The organism is bacterium (genome assembly GCA_028821235.1).
Taxonomy (GTDB): domain Bacteria; phylum Actinomycetota; class Acidimicrobiia; order Spongiisociales; family Spongiisociaceae; genus Spongiisocius.
On sequence record JAPPGV010000037.1, the window covers coordinates 1 to 21,801 of the forward strand.

Genomic DNA, 21,801 nt, shown 5'->3' on the forward strand with positions numbered 1-21,801 from the left:
ACGGGACGGGTTGTCAAGGAACAACCGACGCCGTGCCAACGCACGTGACTCGGTGAGTGGAAGTTTCAGGAATTACCTGTGACCTGGTGCTTTGAGTGGTTCTGAAACTGTCAGAAACCAACAGAAACTTTGTGGGCCCGGCGGGAATCGAACCCGCGACCTTCGGATTAAAAGTCCGCTGCTCTGCCTACTGAGCTACAGGCCCAACCGGCAGAGTAGTGACCACCAGGGCATTTCATGAGCCTCCACTCCGCCGCGCTCGGGAGCGATAGGCTGGCTCGGTGATCACGTTCGGATACTCGGGGATGCCGCCGCCGGCAATGCCGGACGAGGAGTTCCTGGACGGGCTCGTGGAGCAGGGCTACCAGGCCTTCGAGCTGGCGTTCACCAGGTCCTTCCCGTGGAACGAGCGGCGCTGCAGATCCTTCGGGAAGGAGGCTGCGGAGCGGGGGATCCCCCTCTCCATCCATGCCCCCTACTTCGCGGTCCTCACCCTTACCGACGAGGACCGGGCGCGGAGATGCCGGGGAGCGATCGAGCACACGATGAAGCTGGCCGCCGATATGGACGCCCGGGTGGTGGTGGCCCATCCGGGCGGGCGGCGCAAGGAGGAGCCGGGCTTCCTGATGGACACCATCCGGCGCCATCTCGATCACCTGGCTCCCCAGGTGTCCGACCTCGGGGTGGGTCTGGGCCTCGAGACCACCGGGCGCGTCTCCCAGATGGGGAGCCTGGGCGACATCGCCCTCCTCGGGGCGGAGTACCCGTTCGTGCGGCCGGTCATCGACTGGGCCCACGTCCATGCCATCAGCGGCGGCGGTCTGCGGTCGGTCGAGGCGTTCGAGGCGGTGCTCGGTTTCCTGCGGGAGAACTTCGCCGGATGGAAGATCGATCCGCTCCACACCCAGTTCAGCGATGTCCTGTACGACGAGACCGGCGAGATCCGCCACCTCCCCTACGGCCGGGGCGACCTCCGGGTCACGCCGTTGGTCGAGGCGGTGCACCGGGCCGGATTCCGGATGACCGTCATCTCCGAGTCCCGCGACGAGCCGTCCCATCGCAGGATCCGGACGGAGATCGAGGGCGCGCTGGCGTCCGTGACCAAGCCCGAGACACCCGGACGGCCCGCCGCCAGCGGCCGCGTCTCCTTCCCGACCGTGCCAAAGGCCTCGGAGACCAAAGAGGGCTACGCCCTGGCCGGCTACGACTACCCCCTGCGGCTCTCCAACCTCGACAAGCAGTTCTTTCCCGACGGCTACACCAAGGGCGACCTGATCTCCTACTACGCCTCGGCTGCGCCCGTGCTGCTCCCCCACCTGGAGGACCGGGCGATCGTGATGGCCCGGTTCCCCGACGGCGCCGAGGCCGCATCCTTCTACGAGAAGCAGGCCCCCGGCCACCAGCCGGCCTGGATGCCGCTGGTCCCGATCGACTCGGCCCATCGGGGTGCGGTGATCGAGTACGTGACCGCCGACCGGCCCGAGTCCCTCATGTGGCTGGCCAACATGGGTTGCATCGAGATCCACCCCTGGCTCTCCCGGGCCCGGTCCCTCCACACCCCGGACTTCGCGGTGTTCGACCTCGACCCCGCCGTAGGCTCGAGCTGGGACCAGGTGGTGGCTGTCGCCGGCCTCCTGCGAGAAGCCCTCAGCCACCTCCGGTTGAGGGGATACCCGAAGACCTCCGGATCGAGAGGCATCCACGTCCACGTACCTCTCGACCCGGTCCACGACTACGCCCGGGTCAGGATGTTCGTGCAGCGGCTCGGCCATCTGCTGGCCGCCGCCAACCCGGAGAACGTGACCATGGATCGCCACATCCCCAACCGTGCGGGGAAGGTGTACATCGACTCCGGCCAGAACAGGGCCGGGGCCACCATCGCGGCGGCCTACTCGGTCCGGCCGCGCCCCGGCGCGCCGGTCTCCACGCCGCTCCGGTGGGACGAGTTGGGCTCCATCGATCCTGCGAGCCTCACCATCGCCACGATCTGGGACCGGATCGCCCGCTACGGAGACCTGTTCGCGCCCGTTCTCCTGGGAGGCCAGCGGCTCGACCGGGCCGAGGAGTCGCTGGGACTGGAGTCCGGCTGACCGCATCGAAGCGGAAGTTGTGAGCGATCACTCCTAGAGTGGGAGCTATGGCTCGCGAAGATACGGCATACCGGGTGGAGCAACTGGCTGCCGAGGCCGGGGTCGGGGTCGACACCGTCCGCTACTACCAGGGGATGGGCCTCCTGCCTCCCACCGACCGGGATGGCCGCTCGGTGGTGTACGGGAGCGCCCACCTGACCCGTTTGCGAACCATCCGAGCGCTCGCCGATGACGGCTTCACCCTGGCCCAGATCAAGCGCCTCCTGGACGAGTCAGGGCATCCGCTCCTGGAATCCCTGGCCGGGGCCACTGTCGGCCTGGGGCGGGCCGAGCTCGCCGAGCGATCCGGGCTTCCCCCCCATCTGGTGGACATCGCGGTGTCGGCCGGCCTCATCCAGCCCCTCGGCGACGGCGAGGAGGAACGATTCGCTCCCGACGTGGCGCCGATGCTGGCCGCCGGTATGTCGCTGTTGGAGGCCGGGTTCCCCCTCGACAAGCTGGCGGCCCTGGCGGCCCGGCACGCCACATCGGTGGAGAGCGTGGTGGACGCCGCCATCGACCTGTTCAACGACCACATCCGCGACAACCAGCCCCACCGGCCCGTCGAACTGGCCGAGATGTTCCGGACTCTCGTGGTCCACGTCACCCGTCTGGTCGCGCAGCACTTCCACCACACGGTGATCACCCGGGTCAAGGAACGGCTGGACGAATCGGAGGACGCTGCCCTGGTCAAGGCCCTCGAGGACATCGAGGAACGTCAGATGGTGATCCACACCGAGTGGCGATGACCGGCCACGGGCGGTTGGAGCAACGCGTCGCCCGCGCCGCCGCCCGCGCCGCCGTCTCGGGGCGTCCCTCGATAGTCACCCTGGCAGCGCCCGCGCAGGAGAGCGATGCGCTCGCCATAGCGTTGGAGGCCGGGCCGCCCTTCGCCTACTGGGAGACGCCGGAGCGCGGCTTCGCAATGGCGGCCGCCGGGGAGGCGCACACGATCGAGACCCTGGCGGACGCCGGACGGTTCGGGACCGCCTCGGCCGCCGTGCGTGACCTCGCGAGCCGGACCCACCCGGCGGCGCTCGAAGGAGCGGAGCGGGCCCCGCTCCTGGTCGGGGGCTTCTCGTTCGCCCCGGGCGGCGCTTGGCCGGGATTCCCGGCCGGGCGGCTCGTGCTTCCCGAGCTGGCCTACATCCGGCGGGACCCCGGCAACCGGGTGTGGATCGCGGCAACCGAGGTTCTCGCCGGCGCCGATCCCGCCGCGGTCGCCGGAGCGTTGATCGGGCGGATCCGGGCCGCCCACCGCGTGGCGCCGGGGCGGGTCGCTCCCGGGGTGACGGACGCCCGGCGTGCCGACGACATCGACCTGAGCGATCCGGTCTACCTGTCCGGCGCCGGGGATGCGATCCGGTTGATACGGGACGGAGACCTGAAGAAGGTGACCCTGGCCCGCAGGCTGGATGTCGATCACCGGCCGGACCTCGGGCCTTTCCTGGCCGCTCTGCGCCGGATCCACGGCGGTTGTGTCATCTTCGCCTTTGCCCGACCCGGAGGCGCCGTGTTCTGTGGCGCCACTCCCGAGTTGCTGGCCCGGGTCGATGGGTTGACGGTCAGGACGCTCGCTCTGGCCGGAACCGCGCCGAGGGGGTCGTCCGGGTCGGAGGACAGGCGCCTGGCGCGCCTTCTCCTGAGCGATTCGAAGGAACTCGAGGAGCACGCCCACGTCCGCTCCGAGCTCATGCGCCGGCTGTCGGACCGGGGCTTCGCGCTGGATCCCCCGGAACGGACCGGAGTTCTCGAGTTGCCGGGCATCCTCCATCTAGCCACGCCGATCAGCGCGGTGGCGCCGGTCGGAACCGGCGTCCTGGACGTGGTGGGATCCCTCCATCCCACCCCGGCGGTGGGAGGCCTGCCCCGGGACCGGGCCACGAGCTGGATCACGGCCCACGAGCCCTTCGACCGGGGTTGGTATGCCGGGCCGGTGGGCTATTGCGACCTGTCCGGGAACGGCGAGTTCCATACCGCCCTGCGGTCCTGCCTGATCGATGGCAACCGGACCAGCCTCTTCGCGGGCGCAGGTATCGTCTCGGCATCGCAACCGGAGAAGGAACTCCTGGAGACCGATCTGAAGCTGGGAGCGCTCCTCCCCTCTCTCCCTCCGGTATGACCGATCACCGGCGGCGAGCCTACGCCACCGCCGACACCATCGCTGCCGCCCTCGTCGAGGGGGGCGTGGCCAGGGTGATCATCTCCCCGGGCTCCCGTTCCACGCCGCTGGTCCTGGCGGTGAGCGACAGTGGCCCGCCCACTGAGGTGGTGCTCGATGAGCGCTCCGCCGGGTTCACGGCCCTGGGATCGGCCAGAGCCACCGGAGAACCGGCCGCCATGGTCTGCACCTCCGGATCGGCGGCCGCCAACTACCTGCCGGCCGTGGTGGAGGCCGATCGAGGTCGGGTGCCGCTAGTGGTCGTCACCGCCGACCGCCCGCCCGGTTTCCTGGATCGGGACGCTCCCCAGACCATCAACCAGATCGGGCTCTACGGCTCGGCGGTGCGCGCCTCCGCAAACCTTGCGGTGGCGCACGAGTGCGATCGCGAGTGGGTGGCCGGTGAGGTGCTGCGCGTGCTGGGGGCCGCCTACCCGCCCAACGCCGGTCCGGTTCATCTGAACGTCCCGTTCGACAAGCCGCTGGAGCCCCCGGAGCGGCTCGACACCGGACCATCACTCGAGATGTCGTTACCGGAGTCCGGGGGGAAGCGGGTGCTCGGACCGTCCGTGAAGACGCTGGAAGGTTTCATGGACCGGGCCGACAACGGAGTGATCGTGGTGGGTCCCAGACAGACCGGCCAGGCCGAGCGGGAGGCCGTGTATCGACTGGCGGCACTGGCCGGTTGGCCGATCCTGGCCGACGGGATGTCGGGACTGCGAAGCCGCGCCAGCGAGAACCTGGTGACCACCGGTGACGTGCTGGTCGGGGACCGGAGTTCAGCCCTGCAGACCCCTGACGCGGTAATCCGAGTCGGCGGCATGCCCACGGGCACGATCACCCAGAACTGGCTGGAAGGGCTCCGAGCACCCGAGGTCGTCCTGGATCCGGACTTCCGGTGGACGGCAGCCGGTCCGGAAGCCGTCCTGCGCGATCCGATCGCACCGCTCCTGGAGCGGGCGTCGCCCTCACCGCTGGACGGCGCCTGGACCGGTGCCTGGCGATCCGCTGAGCTCGGGGGCCGAGAGCGGCGCCGCTACGAGCGCACCCACCACCCCGACACCGAGCTGGCCCTGACAGCGGACGTGCTCGACAACGAGGCCCTGGTCTGGGTGGGTTCCAGCATGCCGGTGCGCCATGTGAACGCCATGCTGGAGCCGGGCTGCGGCGCGGCCGTGTTCGGCAACAGGGGTGCGTGCGGGATCGACGGTGCGCTGGCGTCGGCAGCCGGCGCGGCCCTGGGACTCGGAAGGCGGGTCACCGCCCTGGTGGGGGACCTGACCTTCCTCCACGATGCCGGATCGCTGGCCGCGGCCCGATCGCTGGGGGTGGATCTGTCGATCGTCGTGCTCGACAACCGGGGAGGCGCCATCTTCGAGATGCTCCCCTACCTCCGATCCCTCCGGGAGTCCGGCGCGGAGGCCGCCTACCAGCAGGCTCGGGAACTCTTCGTCACCCCCCACGACCACGACCTGGTGGCCGTGGCCGGCGGCTTCGGCGTGACGGCCGAACGGATCGAGCCGGCCAACCTGGTGGAAGCGCTGCGAGGGGCGAGGTCACGACCGGGTGTCAGCGTGCTGGTGGTGGAAACCGACCCCGAGGCCATGTTCGCCGCCTACCACCGCCTCTACCGAACCTGAGGATCAGAACGCCACACACGGTGCCCTGTACCTGAGGATCAGAACGCCACACACGGTGCCCTGTACCTGAGGATCAGAACGCCACACACGGTGCCCTCTGCCCAAAGTTCGAGAAGTCGCGAAAATCCGGTGCTCCGCCGGGCCCTCCCCCGCCACCACCTGTCCTGGTTCGGAGCGTGTTGGGCCATGCCCGGCTGGCTGCCGGGTTCGGCGGTTCGCTCCATGAAGCCCCATTTGTTCCCTCCGGGCCGGCCGTTCCGATCGGTAGACGCATCGGCCGGTGTAGGTGCTTGGCGATTGGCAACGTATCGAAGGGGTGTGACACGTCCTCTCAGTTGCTCCGTCCGATCCGCCATGTATCGCCGCTGTTGCGGGAGAAAGGCCGCCCGGTCGAGGATCGGGAACACCCCGGATGGACCATCGTGTTCCGTGAGAGCCTCACCAATGCGGGCGAGCCGGCGATTCGTCTAGAGTCGCCGCCATGAGTTGGACCTTTGACAACGGCACCATCCTGACCAGGGCGGCGCTGGTGGGCGAATACGCCAACAACGCCTTCGTGGTGGCGTGCGCCCAAACCGGTCGGGGAGTGATCATCGACGCCGCCGCCGAACCGGATCGGATTCTCGAGCTGGCCGACGGTGTGGAGGTGGAGGCCCTGCTCACCACGCATGGCCACCACGACCACCTGAGGGCCGTGGCCCCGGTGGTCGACACCCTCGGCGTTCCCTTCCTCCTCCACCCCGCCGATCACGAGTTGGCGGCGCGAACCACTCGGGTCGCTCCGACCGCGCTGGCCGACGGGGAGGTGATCCCTCTGGGCGAGACCAGCCTGCTGACCATGCATACGCCCGGCCACACGCCCGGATCGGTGTGCTTCCTCAGTCCGGGCGTGCTCTTCTCCGGGGACACTTTGTTCCCGGGCGGCCCAGGCGCTACCGAGTACGAGGGTGGGGACTTCGACCAGATCATCAAGAGCATCAAGGACCGGCTGTTCACCCTCGATGAGAGCACCGACGTCTATCCGGGACACGGCCCGACCAAGACCACCATCGGGACCGAGAAGCCGGAGTTGCCCGAGTGGATCGCCCGAGGCTGGTAACCGACCGGCGGTAGAGCGAGTTCTCGGATAGGGACGGAAACCGGGCTAACCGCTGCCCCGTGGATGAGGATGGTCGTTTTGCGGGCCGCACTCCTCACAGGAGCCCACGATTGCGAAATGGTGTGGGCTGGTCTGGAATCCGTACTTTCTCGAGAGGAGCTCGAAGAGTGGGGCGAACTCGGTGTGAGACACCTCGATGGTCCTACCGCACGCTTCGCACACGAGATGTTCGTGGTCGTGGTCAAGCGTGATGTGCCATCTTCCCGACCGCCCGTTGCCCAGTGATATGTGGTGAACCAGCCCGATCCGGGCCAGATCGTCGAGGATCCGGTAGACGGTCGACGCTTCCATCCGGCCCGCGGTCTCGTGAACGTGATCCATGATCATCCGTGCACTCACGAACGGCTCGTCACTCGCCGCCAGGGCGCGAAGTACGGCCCTTCTCGGAAGGGTAAGGCGGAGTCCGGCTTCGCGGAGCCGCTCCATGAGCAGGTCCTCGGTCAGGATGACTTCGTTCGACATGTTGACCCCCACGCTGTAACAAGTGCCTGCTCTAGCCAGCTGTGATTCTATGTCATCTGAGTGGTCTTGGCAACTGCACTGCAAGGTCCAATTCTGTCAACAACAACCAGGCCTACTCTGGCAGGCACCGGCGCCCCTCGCTGCGTTCCGCCTCCTCAACGTACCGATGCGAGTACCCCTTCGTCAGCGGGCCTTGCAAGAAACACCGCTGCCGACGCCATACCGCGCGGCCGTTCTGCAGGCAGACCACTAGACTGACCGGTAGACCGGACGGAAGGCGCGACCCGGGTAGGCGGGCCAATTCCTCTCACGGTTCACAAGATGACCATTTGCTCTCCGGCCGCCAGTGACGACTCTGGAGCCGGGAGGTGTCCCCCAACCTCGATGGTGGGGAGAAGGAGCAGTTATGTCGAACACTACGTCGAGCCACCCGCCCGGTGGCATCCGCAAAAAGGTAACCGCTCCGGCCGTGCGGGCCCGGAAGGGCGGGGAACCGCTGACGATGCTCACCGCCTACGACTTCCCCGGCGGCAAGGTGGCGGATCAGGCCGGGGTCGACATCATCCTGGTGGGCGACTCGGTGGCCAACGTGGTTCTCGGATACGAGACCACCAACGAGGTCACCCTCGACGACATGATCCACCACACCTCCGCGGTGGCACGAGCCCGCCCCAATGCCCTGCTGGTAGCCGACATGCCGTGGATGACCTTCCATGTCAGCCCTGAGGAGACCTTGCGCAACGCCGCCCGGCTGGTCCGGGAGGGCGGAGCCGAGGCCGTCAAGCTCGAAGGAGGCACGCCCCGGGTCGAGATGATCCGCAAGCTCGTCTCGGCCGAGATCCCGGTGATGGGACACATCGGGCTGACCCCCCAGTCGGTCCATGCGGCCGGTGGCTACCTGATCCGAGGGAGGAGGCTGGAGGACGCCAGGCGGCTGATAGCGGACGCCCTGGCCCTTGAGGAGGCCGGGGTGTTCGCCCTTGTCCTCGAGGGTGTCCCCGCCCTCCTGGCTCAGGCCATCACCCGCCGGGTGACCGTGCCCACGATCGGGATAGGCGCCGGGTCGGACACCGACGGGCAGGTGCTGGTGATGCATGACATGCTAGGTCTCAACTTCGGGCACTACCCCAAGTTCGTCCGGCGCTACGCCGAAATGTCCGGAGAGGCCATAGCAGCGATAGATCGCTGGATCCGGGACGTCCGCCGGGGCTCGTTCCCGAGCGAGGAAGAGTCCTACCACATGATCGACGCCGCCGCCCTGGAGCTGATCGAGGAACCCACCGGATCCAACCGCGCTATCGGCCACTGATCAGACCCGCTGCGCGCTCACGGGCCGGCCATCGTCAGCCGGCTTGCCACCGCCGTGGCAGGAAGTGCACCTAAGCTCACGGCACCGCATCCGGGATGAAAGGAACGCTATGGACAATCCGTCCGGAGGAACGCAGGGCCAGGACGCTCCAGCCAGTAACGGGATGGCGATAGCGGGCTTGGTGCTCGCGATTTGTGCGCTGGTGGTCTCGTGGCTCCCCGGAGTCAACTTCGTGTGCTGGGTTCTGGGACTGATCTTCTCGATCATCGGCCTGAGGAACGCCAACCGGGGAGCGCCCAATCGCGGGATGGCGATTGCCGGCTTGGTGATCTCCCTGGCGGGCATAGTTCTGATCCTCATCCTCGTGGTGGTCATCGGCATCGGAGCTGCCCTCTCAGCCTGATCGGGCTGTATAGCCAGACATCGACCACTCCTTGTACCCCACCAGCACGGACCTCGGTGCGCGGCACGAGCTGCTGATCAAGGGTCTTGAAAAGGTCCCGGAAACCACATACGTTGCCCGGCATGGGCAATTGGTCAATCGAAATCAGGGTTCCGAGGTCCGGCGATGCCGATCTCGACACCGAAGTTCACCGGCGAGCGCTGAGCGAGCTCGAAGGTCAGAGAGTGGGTCGGGAGCTGTACAGCCTCCTCCGCAGGAAGCATCAGGGCTCGTTCCTGAGCAGTGAGGGTGCCAGCGCGGTGTCGACCATCGCCGAGGCAGCCCTCGCCATGACCAGGGCGCTAGAGGGCGCCCAGCAGGGCATCCCGTCAGAGATGACCGTCATCCTGCACAGGAACCGCTGAGCCGGCCATGCGAGCGCCCGGACCGGAACCGGCCGAGCTTCCGGTTAACTTGTTGGCCTGATGGCAGTTGACGCAGTGGCCTTCGACTTCGGTGGGGTGGTCATCCGGACCCCGTTCGAGATGGCGGCCGGGCTGGAGGACCGGCTCGACCTACCGCGGGGCAGCATCGATCTGGCCGGTCCCTTCGACCCGGATGCCGACCCCCTCTGGCGGAGGTTCCGGGCCGGGGAGTTCACGGAACTCGAATACTGGCATCGCCAGGCGGACCGCCACGCCGAGATGATCGGGGCCGGCCCGGACCGCCTGCGCAGCTTCATCGACGCCCTGTTCGACGCCCCCCGGGAGGAGGTGATCCGCCCCGAGACCTGGGAACTGCAGAGCACGCTCCGCTCCATGGGAATGCGGGTGGCGGTCCTCACCAACGACCTGAGCCGGTTCCACGACCCGGCGTGGATCGAGCGCATGCAGGTACTCGACCGTTTCGATCCCTTCGTCGATCTTTCGAACACCGGCATCCTCAAGCCCGATCCCCGCGGCTACCTGCGCCTGCTCGATCGCATAGGACTGCCCGCCGACCGGGTGCTGTTCGTGGATGACCAGCCCGTCAACATCGCCGGCGCCGAGAAGGTGGGCATGCAAACCGTCCACTTCAACGTGCTCGACCGGCCGGCCTCCATCGCTCGGGTGCTGGACGCGGTCCCGGTCTAGGAGTCCACCTTCCCGAGACCGAGGCCCGGAGCACTGAAGACTCGATCGGCCGGCCTGGTCAAGGAGTGCGTTGCGCTACGCGGCCAGGATGCTCCCTAACGCGCCGGAGCGTGGGTCGGGTCCACCCAGTCGGGGCTGTTGACCTCGTCGAATAACCGTGTGATCTCCTCGGACGGGGGAGCCGTCGCCAGGGTCACCACGATGGCCAGGGCCGTTGCCGCCGCGAAGCCGGGAACGGCCGGGTTGATCTCCCACACACCGATCTCGGTGAGGCTCCTGACCGCGGACGCCAGCCCGAGAGACTCGGTCAGGCTGAGCAGGCCCTGGTTGCCCAGGTCCATCAGCCACCAGAAGGTGGAGAACACGGTGCCCGAGATGACGCCGGTGAAGGCCCCGGCCAGGTTGAAGCGCCTCCAGTACAGGGCCATGACGGTTACCGGGCCGAAGGCTGCGCCCATACCGCCCCAGGCCAATGAGACCAGGGCGAACACCGACTCCGGAGAGAGGATCGAGATCACCGCGGCCACCACGCCGACCGCGACGAGCAACAGCCTCCCCACCGTTACCTGCCGCTCGGCCCGCATCCGCTCCGTGATCCGCTTGAGCCATGGCAAATCTCTGGAAGCGACGGCGGATGCCAGCAACAGTTGCGAGTCGGCGGTGCTCATGACGGCCGCCACCACGGCCGTCAGCAGCAGGCCCCCCACGATCGGGTGGAAGAAGACCGACGAGACCACCAGGTAGAGCCGCTCCGAGTCGGGAATGTCCACACCTCGCGCGGCGAGGGCCGGCGCGGCGACCAGGCCCGCCAGCAGCCCGAACGAGAACACGAGCGCCGCCCAGCCCACGTTTGTGTAGGTACTACGAGGAATCAGCCGTTCTTCCCTTATGGCCATGAACCGCGCCAGGAGCCTGAGGGCTCCGAAGGTGCCCAGTCCCCAGCCGAGGGCGGATGCGTAGGGCGTCCATCCCAGTCCGTCTCCGGCTGCGTCCGTGAACGGGTTCCAGAACCCGGGAGCGGCACTCTCGAGACCCTGGAAGGGGTTGCTCGTGTTCAGAGTGAGGGTCAAGGCGATGATGACGAACCCACCCAGCATGAGGAGGGCCTGGAAGACATCGGTCCGGGACACGGCGACAAAGCCCATGAACGTGTAGAACAGCAGGGCGAGCAGGGTGACGAGGATCGCCATGTTGTGGGCCGTGCCGGTGGGATCCAGGTCGAAGACTTCCTCGAGGAGCTTGGCGCCCGCGATAAGCCCCGAGCAGACGTAGAGCGTGATGAAGTAGAGGCTGATCGCGGCGGCCAGGCCGCGCAACGTCCCGGAGGTGTCCCCGAAGCGTTTCTCCCAGAACTCCGGGATGGTCAGCGCATCGTCGGCCGTGATGGTGTAGCGCCGGAGCCGTTTGGCCATGACGATCCACACCGCCCAGATGCCCGCCACGAGACCGGCCACGGTCCAGAGGTGCAAGAGACCGCCGGCGAAGGCCAGCGCCGGCAACACCAGCATGGTCCAGCCGCTGGCGTTGGAAGCACCGGCGCTCAGGGCGATGGTGAAGGCGCCGAGCCTTCGCCCGCCCAGGACGTAGTCACCCATGTTCGCCACGCGGTCCGACCGGTAGACCACGATGCCGATCAGGACGACGAAGTACAGCGAGAAGACGATCAGCGTCCAAGCCCAATCGGCCATGCGAAACCCCCTACCTCGATTCGTAGCCGTACCCAGGGTCGCCCGCAAGGCCGAACCCGCCCTACCGGCACGGCGAGGGATTACAGCAGTATACGGCCGGGTTCCCCGGATCCATCGCACCCGTACTCGTCGTGCCCGGCGTCGGGGTGGGCATCGAAGGAGCCGGGCTCGCCGGGCATCGAGCCCATGTACCCGGTACCCACCGCTCCCGGCGATAATGCACGCCGGCCGCGAACAGAAGGAGCCAGCATGCCGGAGCCGGCATCGACATACACGATGGGCTATGACGAGGACTTCCTGCAGATGCTCCATTGGCGGAGCGCGGAGACGCATGCCAGACACCTGCTCCCCCACCTCGAGCCCGGACTCAGCGTGCTCGACTTCGGCTGCGGGCCCGGGACCCTGTCGGTGGGTCTGGCCAGGGCCGTGGAGCCCGGTGAGTTCCACGGCATCGATATCGAGAGTTCTCAGATCGAGATGGCCCGCGCCGCTGCCGGAGCCGGCGGGCACGCCAACGCCTCCTTCCAGGTGGGGGACGCCACCGATCTTCCCTTCGACGACAACACGTTCGACGTGGCCCACTGCCATACCGTCCTGATGCACGTTCCGGACACCGATGCCGTCCTGGCGGAGGTCAGGAGGGTTCTGAAGCCCGGCGGGATCATCTCCTGCCGCGAGCTGATAGCTGCGTCCAGCTTCTCGGAACCCGCCTACAGCCTGGCGGGAGCATGGGAGACGTTCACGAAGCTGGTGATCGCCAACGGCGGGCATCCCCAGATGGGAAGGGAACTCAAAGCCAAGCTGCTGGACGGCGGATTCACGGACATCCGGGCGACTGCCTCGGTCGACATGTTCAGCACCCCCGAAGCCAGAGCCGTGCTCGACGCTGTGATCACCGAGTGGTTCTTCTCCCCCAAGGTGATGGCCGCCGCCACGGCCGTGGGGCTGGCCACCCAAGAACAGTTCGACACGTGGAAGGTCGACCAGGCGAAGTGGCGAGACCATCCGGGAGCGCTGGGCGCCATCGCCTTCGGCGAGGCCATCGCCACCAAGCCGTGACGACGAAGTAGGTCATCCCGGCCGGATCACACCTCGATGATTCGGGCTCGTGCGTCCAGGACAGAGAGCAGCATCCCCAACTCGCCGGAGTCGGATGTCAACAGCGTGACGTCCTCGTCCGAGCGCCGAGCCCGAGCCACCGCGAGCGCAACGGACGCATCGATCACGTCGCTCGTAGCCGCCCAGCCACACAGTTGGCCGCCGGCGCGAGCCGTCGCTCCGTCGAGATCGACCTCCTTGCATCGCTTGAGCGTTCGCGATAGCAGGGCTTGGCGGTCCGGGTTCCTCCAAGCCTGGCCGATCACGCCGGGGTACATGAACGGCTTCGCCCTTGTCGAAAGCGGCATCGAGCGCGGCCAGAACTTCTCGGTTGCCGCGATCCACTTGGATCAGTGCGCCCGCGTCGAGCACCAGGGTCGCCGTCTATCTACCTAGGATGGCGCGGCCCCGGCGGAGCTCTTCCTCGGTGAATGCCCCGTTCTCCGCCTGCCACTCCTCCATCAGTTTGCGGAAGCCCTCCGCTACTTCGCGCCGCCACTCCGGACCGTAGCGACGCCTGTCCCGCCGGTCCGCCGCCTCGAAGGCCTTCTCCATGAGGTCGGCCAGCACGGGATCCTCAGGGCGGCCCATGCTGATGATCTGGATCGCTACCAGACCTGAAGGCTCCGATGATCCGGCGGGCCGATGCTCAGCCCGATCGGTCCGATCCCGATCCTCGTCACCAACCGGTGGATCGGGCGTCCGAGGGGACTGGACGATGCCGTCGTCGAGCGAATCGGCAAGAACTGTGGGTTCCATGCCGGACAATGTACTGAGCCATGATGGGGATGTCTAGACCCTTGTTAGCCCTACCTAGCCTCCGTCGAGCCTAGCCGAGCTCCAGGTAGCGCACGAGGTCCGAGCAGCTGGCGGCGACCCGGGTGTGGTCGAAGAAGAAGCCGGGCATGCCGATCTCCTCGGCGCCTTCGATGTTGACCGCCATGTCGTCCACGAACAGGCACTCGGAGACGTGGAGCCCCATGCGGTCGGCGGTGGTCGTGTAGGTGAGGGGATGCGGCTTGCGTACCCCGAGGGTCACCACGTCTATCACCTGCTCGAACAGGTGGGCGTAGGGCCACGAATCCCACCACCCGTAACCCAACCACTCGCTCGAATCATTGGAGAGGGTGGCCTGGCGGAAGCGATGGCCGAGGACCTCGATGGTGGACATCGCCTCGGGACGCTCAGTGCCGGTCCAGTCGATCTCCTTTTTCAGGTCCAGAGGGCGGCCGTTGGCGGCGCTGGCCTGCTGGTACCTCTTCCAGTACTCGGTCTCGGTCAACTCACCGGTCGAGCACTTGGCGTAGTCGGGGTCGCCCCCGGGCGAGAAGGGTCCCCGCGGCAGGGTGCCCGGAGGCCAGCCCCTGGATGCTTCGAGATCGTCGAGCAGCTCGAAAGGGGTCGGGTAGAGGATGCCTCCCATGTCCCAGATGACCGCCCGGACGTCAGCCATCCCCACGATCCCACTCCCGGGCATGGTCCAGCATCATCTCCCGCATGGACCGGGACGGCTCGGGCTCGGGTAGATCGACGAGCACGGTCCCGGACTCGATCCGGACCGGGTAGCAGTCGAGCCGGAGTCCCGGCTCCCCGCACTTGGCGCCCGTGTCCGCCTCGTAGCGCCAGAAGTGGAGGGGACAGGTGATGACCCCGTCCTTGACGAACCCGCCGGCCAGCCGAGACGCCTGGTGCAGGCACTCGTTCCGGTAGGCGTAGGCCCGATCGCCGACCCGGACCACTACCGCCCGCCCATCCCCGATCTCGACACAGCTGTTGGTGGGCAGGTCCTCGACTGGGCCGGCGCTAACCGTGGGCATGGTCGCCCGCGACGGACACGCCTTACCCGTCCAGCTTCATCACCACAGCCTTGGATTCGCTGAAGAACTCGTAGCTGTACTCGCCCCCCTCCCGGCCGACACCGGAGTCTCCGTAGCCGCCGAAGGGCGCCCGCAGGTCGCGCACGAAGAAGCAGTTGACCCACATCGTGCCGGCCCGCACCTCCCGGGCGACCTTATGGGCGGTGTTCACGTTGGTGGTCCACACCATCGCCGCCAATCCGTAGCGGGTGTCGTTGGCCATCTCGATCGCCTCGTCGACCTCGTCGAAGGGGATGATCATCTCGACCGGCCCGAAGATCTCGTCCTGGCAGGACCGCATGTGGTTGTCGGCATCGGCGAAGATGGTCGGCGCCACGTAGTTCCCGCTCGCCAGGGCTCCGTCGGTGATCCGGTGGCCGCCGGTCATCAGCTTGGCCCCTTCGTCGGTGGCCAGGTCGATGTAGGACAGCACCTTCTCCATGTGCTCCCGGGTGACCAGCGGGCCCATGCCGGTGGCGGGATCGAGCGGGTTCCCCACCACGTACCGCTCGGCGCCTTCCACCATCCGGGCCACGAACTCGTCGTACACGGGACGCTGGACGAGCAGGCGGGCGCCGGCCAGGCACACCTCGCCCTGGTTGGTGAAGATGCCCCGGAGCGAGCCGGCCACGGCCTTGTCCAGGTCGGCATCGGCGCAGACGATGTTGGGCGAGTTGCCGCCCAACTCGAACGACAGCTTCTTCAGGCTCGGCGCCGCGGCGGCCATGATGGCCTTGCCGGTGGCCGACTCGCCGGTGAAGGTGATACCGTCCACATCGGGATGCCGCACCAGGGCCTCGCCCGCCTCGTCCGGCCCGAAGCCGTGGACCAGGTTGAACACCCCGTCGGGCAGGCCGGCGTCCCGGCAGATCTCCGCCAGCAGGGTGGCGGTCACCGGGGACTGCTCGGCCGGCTTGGCCACCACCGTGCAGCCGTAGGCAAGGGCCGGCGCCACCTTCCAGGTGAGCAGCATCAGGGGGAAGTTCCACGGCGAGATGGCGCCCACGACACCCAGCGGCTCCCGTAACTCGTAGGTGAGAACCCCGTCCCAGGGCTTGGAGAAGGCCTTGGTGTGGGCGTGCTCGGCGGCGTCGGCGAAGAAGCGGAAGTTGTGGGCGGAGCGGGGGATGTCCTTGGAGCGGGCGGCCGAGATCGGCTTCCCCATGTCCCGGACCTCCCACTCGGCCAGCTCGTCGAGGCGGGCTTCGATCCCCTCGGCCACCCGGTACAGGGCCCGGCGGCGCTCGGCGGGGTCCATCGATGCCCAAGCCGGCAGCGCGGCCCGGGCCGCTCTGACCGCCCGGCCCACATCCTCGGCGTTCCCCCTGGCCACGGTCGCGATCGGGGTGTTGTCGATGGGGCTCACCGATTCGAACGTCTCGCCCGAGGACGGGTCCTCGAACCGGCCCCCGATGAAGTTCCGCAGCGTGATCATGCGCTTCCCTCCCTCTGCGCGGCTGCCGCCTCCCGTTCGGCCATCACCACCCGGGCGGGTCGCCCGGCGATGCCGAAGCCGTACGGCGCCATCTCGTTGACCATGATCCGTACGGTCTCGATGGGAGCGTCGAGGCTCCTGACCAGGGCGTCGGAGACTTCGGCGATCATGTTCTCGATCTGCTCCGGCGAGCGCCCTTCCATCAGGTTGACGGTGACTATCGGCATGGCGACTCCTCTCTGCTGTTACGGATGACTACTCGTGGACCCGCATCGAAACGCTGCCCAGGCGATCTATCTCGACTACGACGGACGTGCCGGGCAGGAGATCGACCGGACCCGTGAGGCCGCCGGAGATGATCAGATGGCCGGCCTCCAACCCTCGACCCGACCGGGCCAGCCGCCGCACCAGCCAGGCGACGCTGGCCGCCGGATGGCCGAGAGCCGCCGCGCCCGACGAGGTCTGGAACAGCTCCCCGTTCACCGTGACCACCACTCCCACCCTGGACAGGTCGAAGTCCGGCCTGGTAGCCCGCCTGCCCAGGACCACCATCCCGGCGGACGAGTTGTCGGAGGTGTTGTCGAGTTCCCGGAACCGGAAGCCGGCGAACCGGGAATCGACCACCTCGATGACCGGCATCACGTAGGCGGTTACGGACAGGACGTCCTGGGCTGACACCGCAGCGCCCTCCAGGTCCTCGCCGAGCACGAAGGCGATCTCCGGCTCGGCCTTGGGGTGAATCAGGTGGCCCAGCGATAACTGCCCGTCCGAGACGATCATCGGGTCGGTGAGCCATCCGTAGTTGGGCGAGTCGACGCCCATGGCTTGCCGCATGGCTGCCGAGGTAAACCCGAGCTTGGCACCCACCACCCGCTCGCCGACATCCACGCGCAGGGAGACGCCGCGGTCGGCGATGGCGTAAGCATCGGCTTCGGTGAGTCCGGGATGATCGTCGGTCAACCGGGTGGTGGGGGTCCGGGACCGGCGGGCCTCGTCGAGCCGGCCGGCCAGTTGCGAGATGGTCTCCCGGTCGAGAGGCGGCGCCGCGGGGCTTCTCATGCCACGGACAGCCCAACCGAGCCGATCCGGTCGAAGGAGGCGACCACCGAGTCTCCCGGACCGACGGGCACCGCGCCGGTCAACGCTCCGGGCAGGATCAGGGAACCGGCGGGGAGACCCTTGCCCCGCTCGGACAGCTTCCGTACGAACCAGGCGACCGCCGCGGCCGGATGCCCCAGCACGGCAGCTCCCGCGGCAGTGCCCACGAGCTCGCCGTTCTTCTCGAACACGCACCCCACCAATGACAGGTCGATACTCCCGAGGGGTACGGGATTCCCCACCACGAAGGCGCCGGCGCTGCAGTTGTCGGCCACCACGTCGGCCAGGGTGAACGAGTAACCGGCGAAGCGGGAGTCCAGAATGTCGAGCGCCGGCGCTACGGCCTCTGTGGCGGCGAGGACGTCATGGAGTCCCACCGGTCCCTCGAGGTCGCGCGAGGTGATGAGGGCGATCTCCGGCTCGGCGCGGGGCTGGATCAGCCTGCCGCTGTCGAGGGCTTGGCCGGGGTCCAGGCGGTGCCGGTCGGTCAACCACCCGTACAGAGCTTCCGACACCCCCATCTGCTCCTGCTTGGCCCGGCTGGTCAACCCGAGCTTGGCCGCCACGATGGTCTCGCCACCGGCCACGGCGCGCGCCAGCGCCGCGTCCTGGATGTCGTAGGCGGCGTCGACCGTGAACTCGCGCTCGCCGGCCAGGGAGCTGATGGCGGTCCGGGTCTCGACGGCCTCCGCCAGCCTGGCCGCGAGCCCTTCCACCAGATCGCTCGAAGACTGTTGCTCGTCCATGGCCAATCCCCTTTCACGCAACGGCGGGTTGCGCAGCCGCAGCCCGGCGCTGCAGCTCCATCGCAACGTCGATGATCATGTCTTCCTGGCCTCCCACCACTCTCCGCTCCCCCAGCTCCAGCAGGATGTCCCTCGTGGGCACCCCGTACCTCTCGGCTGCCCGCTTGGCGTGGAGGAGGAACGACCCGTAGACGCCTGCGTAGCCCAGCAGCAGCCCGTCACCGTCGATGACTCCCTGCTCGGGACGGATGGGCCGTACCGCCCGGTCGGCCACCTCGATGAGGGAGATCGGATCGATGCCGGTCTCCCAGCCGGTCTTCTCGCACGCCGCCACCAGGACCTCGGTCGGGCAGTTCCCGGCCCCGGCGCCCAGACCGGTCATGCACCCGTCGATCTGGTCCACCCCTTCCTCGAGGGCGGCCAGCGAGTTGGCGACCGCCAGGGACAGGTTGTTGTGGGCATGGACTCCCACCTGGCATGACAGGCCGTCCTTGAGGGCGGCCACCCGGCGGCGGGCGTCGTCGATGGTCATCGCCCCGGCCGAGTCGACCGTGTAGACCACGTCCGCCCCGTACGACTCCATGAGCCGCGCCTGGTGGAGCAGCGCCTCCGGTTCGATCATGTGGGACATCATCAGGAACCCCACCGCCTCCATGCCCAACTCCTTCGCCAGAGCGATGTGCTGCTCGGAGATGTCGGCCTCGGTGCAGTGGGTGGCGACCCGGGCCACGCCAACGCCCATCCCGGCGGCCCGGCGCAGGTCGTCCTTCACCCCGATCCCCGGGAGCATCAGCACGGCGATCTTGGAATCGACCGCCGCCTCGACGGCCGTCCTGATCAGGTTCATCTCGTTGGTGTGGGAGAAGCCGTAGTTGAAGGACGATCCGCCCAGGCCGTCGCCGTGGGTGACCTCGATGACCGGCACGCCGGCCCGGTCCAGCCCAACCACTACCCGCCGGACCTGGTCCTCGGTGAGCTGGTGGGCCACCGCGTGCGAGCCGTCGCGCAGTGTGGAGTCGGTGAGGCGGAAGGCGGCGGTCATCGAGCGGCTGCCACGGCCTCGGCCACCCGGACGGCCGAGGCGGTCATGATGTCGAGATTGCCGGCGTACGGCGGCAGGTAATCGGCGGCGCCCTCCACTTCGAGAAGCACCACCACGCGGGCCTTCACATCCCCGCCGGGGGTGCGGAACAGGTCCTCGTCGAACACCGGCTCCGCCTTGAGCCGGTACCCGGGGACGTAGGAGGCCACGGTCCGGACCATCTCGGTGATCGAGGCGGCTACCTCGTCCCGGTCGTGCCCGTCGCCCAGGGCGCAGAAGACGGTGTTGCGCATCAGGATGGGGGGCTCGGCCGGATTGAGGATCATGATGGCCTTGCCGTGGTCGGCCCCTCCGACCTCGACCAGCGAGGCAGAGGTGGTCTTGGTGAACTCGTCGATGTTCTGGCGGGTTCCCGGTCCTGCCGACACGGACGAGACCGTCGAGACGATCTCCGCGTAGGGCACGGGCGCCACGGCTGCCACCGCTGCCACGATCGGGACGGTGGCCTGCCCGCCGCAGGTGATGAGGTTGAGGTTGGGGGCGTCGAGATGGGCGTCGAGGTTGACCGGGGGGACCACGAGGGGTCCCAGCTTGGCCGGGGTGAGGTCTATCGCCATCAGCCCGGCATCCCGGTAGCGGGCGGCGTTCATCCTATGCACCCACGCGGAGGTGGCCTCGAACACCAGGTCGAAGCGGTCGGCTCTGTCGAGCAGCCAGTCCGGCCCCTCCGGGGTCGCCTCGACTCCTACTCCCCGGGCCCGGGCCAATCCTTCCGAGTCGGGATCGATGCCGACCATCGCAGCGGCCTCGAGGGCATCGGAACGCTGAAGTTTGTAGAGCAGGTCGGTGCCGATGTTCCCGCTGCCGACGATGGCGCAACGCATCCGGCTCAAGTCAGGCCATCCTGAGCGCGACCGGGCCCAGACGGTCGAAGTCGGCCCGCACCGCGTCCCCGGCTCCCACGTCGACCGCGGCGTGCAGCGAACCGGTCATGACGAACATCCCCTCCTCCAGGGTCACATCGTGGCGGGCGAGGGTGTTGGCCAGCCATGCCAGCGCGGTCAGCGGGTTGCCGAGTGCCGCCGCGCCGGCGCCGGTAGCCACCACCGAACCGTTGAGCGAGAAGGTCATGCCCACCAGGCGCAGGTCGAAGTCGAGGGGCACGATCCGGCTGCTCATCACCACGCCCCCGATGGAGGCCAGGTCGCTGATGGTGTCGGCCAGCTTTATCCGCCAGTCGGCGATCCGGGAGTCCACCACCTCGATGGCGGCCACCGCTCCCCCCACCGCCCGGGCCGCCGCGAGGGTGGTCACTCCGGGACCCTTGAGAGGCCGGTCCAGGACCAGGGCGATCTCGGCCTCCACCTTGGGCTGGATGAAGGCGGAGGCGTCCAAGTCCCCGTCGTGGACCATGGAATGGAGTACCGGCCCGAAGTCCGGATCGGAGATGCCCATCATCTGCTGCATGGCCTTGGACGTCAGGCCGAGCTTGTAGCCGGATATCGAATCCCCGTCGGCCAGAAGCCTGGAAGCGAAATGGGTCTGCGCGGCATAGGCGTCATCGGCCGTCATCCCGGGGTCGGCATCCGTCAAGGGCTCGATCGGAACCCGGTTCCTGCGGGCCGCGTAGAGCGCCTCGGCTCTCTGCTGAGCGGTGTTCATTGAGTTGCGGTCCTTGCCCTGGCCTGACGCCTCTACCGTACCCAAGCCGCCGGGCAGGTACGGACCAACGTTCTTCTATGCGGTACGGTCAGTGGTCAGTGGTCAGTGGTCAGTGGTCACCCGCCACCGGTCACTTCTCTGAGCATCGCCCGCAGGTCCGGAGAGGCCGTCACCTGCGGTAGCCCAACTGGTGTGAGACGACCGCGGCGGCTTCGAGAACCGACTGGGTGAGGGCCAGCATTTCCGGCTCCAGACGTGACTTAGGCCCGGCTACCGACACGGCCGCGACCACCGTCCGGCTCCGGTCGCGGATCGGGGCCGACACCGAGATGACTCCCAACTCCGACTCTTCGAGATTGCGGGCGTAGCCCAGGCGACGGATCTCCGCCACTTGCCCGCGGAGGGTGGCGATGTCGGTGATGGTGTGGACGGTCTTCGGTTCCAGCTTCCATCCGTCCAGGATCCGGTCGAGAGCAGTGTCGTCCAGGTGGGCGAGCAGGCACTTGCCGGTGCTGGTGGAGTGGGCGGGTTGGCGCCGCCCCACCTCTATGAACAGGCGCAGCATATGAGGCGAGTCGAGGCGCTCGATGTAGATCACCTCGCGGAGGTCGAGCACGCCGGCATGCACGGTTCCGCCGGTCACGTCCTGAAGCCAGTTCATCGGGGGGGCCAGCGCGGCGTGCAGGTTGAGGCCCGTGACGGCGGTGTTGCCCAGGTCGTACATGGCCAGGCCCAGCCGATAGCGCCCGGTCTCGGGGTTCTTCACCAGCAGGTGCTCCTCGGTGAGGGTGGTGAGCAGGC

At 68.0% G+C, this 21,801-nt stretch carries 24 protein-coding genes and 1 tRNA gene; 10 read left to right on the top strand and 15 right to left on the bottom strand.

The features are described 5' to 3' along the window. Positions 1-132: 132 nt before the first annotated feature. Positions 133-205: transfer RNA gene (locus OXK16_04435), tRNA-Lys, on the bottom strand. A 76-nt stretch (positions 206-281) separates the two neighbouring features. Between OXK16_04435 and ligD the strand changes: the two genes are divergently transcribed. The 5 genes from ligD (at position 282) to OXK16_04460 (ending at position 7,029) form a co-directional block, all read left to right on the top strand. After that, positions 282-2,090 carry a non-homologous end-joining DNA ligase gene (ligD, locus tag OXK16_04440; GenBank protein ID MDE0375194.1) on the top strand — a complete coding sequence of 603 codons (1,809 nt, stop codon included), beginning with the start codon at positions 282-284 and terminating at the stop codon, positions 2,088-2,090. Positions 2,091-2,137: 47 nt separating this feature from the next. After that, positions 2,138-2,878, top strand: coding sequence for a MerR family transcriptional regulator (locus OXK16_04445; protein ID MDE0375195.1), 741 nt, complete (start codon positions 2,138-2,140; stop codon positions 2,876-2,878). Beyond that, positions 2,875-4,251, top strand: a complete 1,377-nt coding sequence (locus OXK16_04450) for an isochorismate synthase (protein ID MDE0375196.1) — start codon at positions 2,875-2,877, stop codon at positions 4,249-4,251. Before OXK16_04445 ends, OXK16_04450 begins: the two co-directional genes overlap by 4 nt. Beyond that, positions 4,248-5,930 (top strand): 2-succinyl-5-enolpyruvyl-6-hydroxy-3-cyclohexene-1-carboxylic-acid synthase, encoded by a 1,683-nt coding sequence (gene menD / locus OXK16_04455; protein MDE0375197.1) that lies wholly within the window; start codon positions 4,248-4,250, stop codon positions 5,928-5,930. Before OXK16_04450 ends, menD begins: the two co-directional genes overlap by 4 nt. A gap of 481 nt (positions 5,931-6,411) precedes the next feature. Further along, the gene (locus tag OXK16_04460) at positions 6,412-7,029 is read left to right on the top strand and encodes an MBL fold metallo-hydrolase (protein ID MDE0375198.1); all 618 of its coding nucleotides are present in this window, start codon (positions 6,412-6,414) and stop codon (positions 7,027-7,029) included. 45 nt (positions 7,030-7,074) lie between these two features. On the opposite strand, the gene OXK16_04465 is transcribed toward OXK16_04460, so the two are convergent. Then, positions 7,075-7,551, bottom strand: coding sequence for a Fur family transcriptional regulator (locus tag OXK16_04465; GenBank protein MDE0375199.1), 477 nt, complete (start codon positions 7,549-7,551; stop codon positions 7,075-7,077). Between the two features lie 442 nt (positions 7,552-7,993). On the opposite strand from OXK16_04465, the gene panB reads away from it, so the two are divergent. From panB to OXK16_04485, 4 genes are all read left to right on the top strand, one after another. Continuing rightward, positions 7,994-8,860 (top strand): 3-methyl-2-oxobutanoate hydroxymethyltransferase, encoded by an 867-nt coding sequence (panB, locus tag OXK16_04470; GenBank protein MDE0375200.1) that lies wholly within the window; start codon positions 7,994-7,996, stop codon positions 8,858-8,860. A 109-nt stretch (positions 8,861-8,969) separates the two neighbouring features. Continuing rightward, positions 8,970-9,263: a hypothetical protein gene (locus OXK16_04475; GenBank protein ID MDE0375201.1), complete on the top strand. Its 294-nt coding sequence runs from the start codon at positions 8,970-8,972 to the stop codon at positions 9,261-9,263. A gap of 122 nt (positions 9,264-9,385) precedes the next feature. Continuing rightward, positions 9,386-9,667 (top strand): hypothetical protein, encoded by a 282-nt coding sequence (locus OXK16_04480; GenBank protein MDE0375202.1) that lies wholly within the window; start codon positions 9,386-9,388, stop codon positions 9,665-9,667. Between the two features lie 60 nt (positions 9,668-9,727). Beyond that, positions 9,728-10,375 carry an HAD-IA family hydrolase gene (locus OXK16_04485; GenBank protein ID MDE0375203.1) on the top strand — a complete coding sequence of 216 codons (648 nt, stop codon included), beginning with the start codon at positions 9,728-9,730 and terminating at the stop codon, positions 10,373-10,375. Positions 10,376-10,470: 95 nt separating this feature from the next. Here OXK16_04485 and OXK16_04490 read toward each other — a convergent pair whose 3' ends face one another. Beyond that, entirely contained in the window at positions 10,471-12,063 is a 1,593-nt protein-coding gene (locus OXK16_04490; protein MDE0375204.1) for a sodium/proline symporter, read from the bottom strand. 249 nt (positions 12,064-12,312) lie between these two features. On the opposite strand from OXK16_04490, the gene OXK16_04495 reads away from it, so the two are divergent. After that, positions 12,313-13,122 carry a methyltransferase domain-containing protein gene (locus tag OXK16_04495; protein MDE0375205.1) on the top strand — a complete coding sequence of 270 codons (810 nt, stop codon included), beginning with the start codon at positions 12,313-12,315 and terminating at the stop codon, positions 13,120-13,122. Between the two features lie 26 nt (positions 13,123-13,148). On the opposite strand, the gene OXK16_04500 is transcribed toward OXK16_04495, so the two are convergent. From OXK16_04500 to OXK16_04555, 12 genes are all read right to left on the bottom strand, one after another. Next, the gene (locus OXK16_04500; protein ID MDE0375206.1) at positions 13,149-13,469 is read right to left on the bottom strand and encodes a hypothetical protein; all 321 of its coding nucleotides are present in this window, start codon (positions 13,467-13,469) and stop codon (positions 13,149-13,151) included. A gap of 76 nt (positions 13,470-13,545) precedes the next feature. Next, positions 13,546-13,920 (bottom strand): hypothetical protein, encoded by a 375-nt coding sequence (locus OXK16_04505; protein MDE0375207.1) that lies wholly within the window; start codon positions 13,918-13,920, stop codon positions 13,546-13,548. Between the two features lie 70 nt (positions 13,921-13,990). Continuing rightward, positions 13,991-14,614, bottom strand: coding sequence for an HAD-IA family hydrolase (locus OXK16_04510; GenBank protein ID MDE0375208.1), 624 nt, complete (start codon positions 14,612-14,614; stop codon positions 13,991-13,993). Then, entirely contained in the window at positions 14,607-14,978 is a 372-nt protein-coding gene (locus tag OXK16_04515; protein MDE0375209.1) for a Rieske (2Fe-2S) protein, read from the bottom strand. Before OXK16_04515 ends, OXK16_04510 begins: the two co-directional genes overlap by 8 nt. Before the next feature lie 22 nt (positions 14,979-15,000). Continuing rightward, the gene (locus OXK16_04520; protein ID MDE0375210.1) at positions 15,001-16,452 is read right to left on the bottom strand and encodes an aldehyde dehydrogenase; all 1,452 of its coding nucleotides are present in this window, start codon (positions 16,450-16,452) and stop codon (positions 15,001-15,003) included. Then, the gene (locus OXK16_04525) at positions 16,449-16,679 is read right to left on the bottom strand and encodes a 2-hydroxymuconate tautomerase family protein (GenBank protein MDE0375211.1); all 231 of its coding nucleotides are present in this window, start codon (positions 16,677-16,679) and stop codon (positions 16,449-16,451) included. The genes OXK16_04520 and OXK16_04525 overlap by 4 nt, the downstream gene beginning before the upstream one ends. 28 nt (positions 16,680-16,707) lie before the next feature. Beyond that, positions 16,708-17,511: a fumarylacetoacetate hydrolase family protein gene (locus OXK16_04530; GenBank protein ID MDE0375212.1), complete on the bottom strand. Its 804-nt coding sequence runs from the start codon at positions 17,509-17,511 to the stop codon at positions 16,708-16,710. Then, the gene (locus tag OXK16_04535) at positions 17,508-18,296 is read right to left on the bottom strand and encodes a fumarylacetoacetate hydrolase family protein (GenBank protein MDE0375213.1); all 789 of its coding nucleotides are present in this window, start codon (positions 18,294-18,296) and stop codon (positions 17,508-17,510) included. The genes OXK16_04530 and OXK16_04535 overlap by 4 nt, the downstream gene beginning before the upstream one ends. A 13-nt stretch (positions 18,297-18,309) precedes the next feature. Next, positions 18,310-19,338: a 4-hydroxy-2-oxovalerate aldolase gene (gene dmpG / locus OXK16_04540; protein MDE0375214.1), complete on the bottom strand. Its 1,029-nt coding sequence runs from the start codon at positions 19,336-19,338 to the stop codon at positions 18,310-18,312. After that, complete coding sequence (locus OXK16_04545) at positions 19,335-20,222, bottom strand: acetaldehyde dehydrogenase (acetylating) (GenBank protein MDE0375215.1); 888 nt, start codon at positions 20,220-20,222, stop codon at positions 19,335-19,337. The genes dmpG and OXK16_04545 overlap by 4 nt, the downstream gene beginning before the upstream one ends. A 10-nt stretch (positions 20,223-20,232) precedes the next feature. Beyond that, a complete protein-coding gene (locus OXK16_04550; GenBank protein MDE0375216.1) occupies positions 20,233-21,000 on the bottom strand; it encodes a fumarylacetoacetate hydrolase family protein in 768 nt (255 codons plus the stop codon). Between the two features lie 169 nt (positions 21,001-21,169). Beyond that, positions 21,170-21,801, bottom strand: a 632-nt coding sequence (locus tag OXK16_04555; protein MDE0375217.1) for an IclR family transcriptional regulator, incomplete at its 5' end; no start/stop codon positions are given.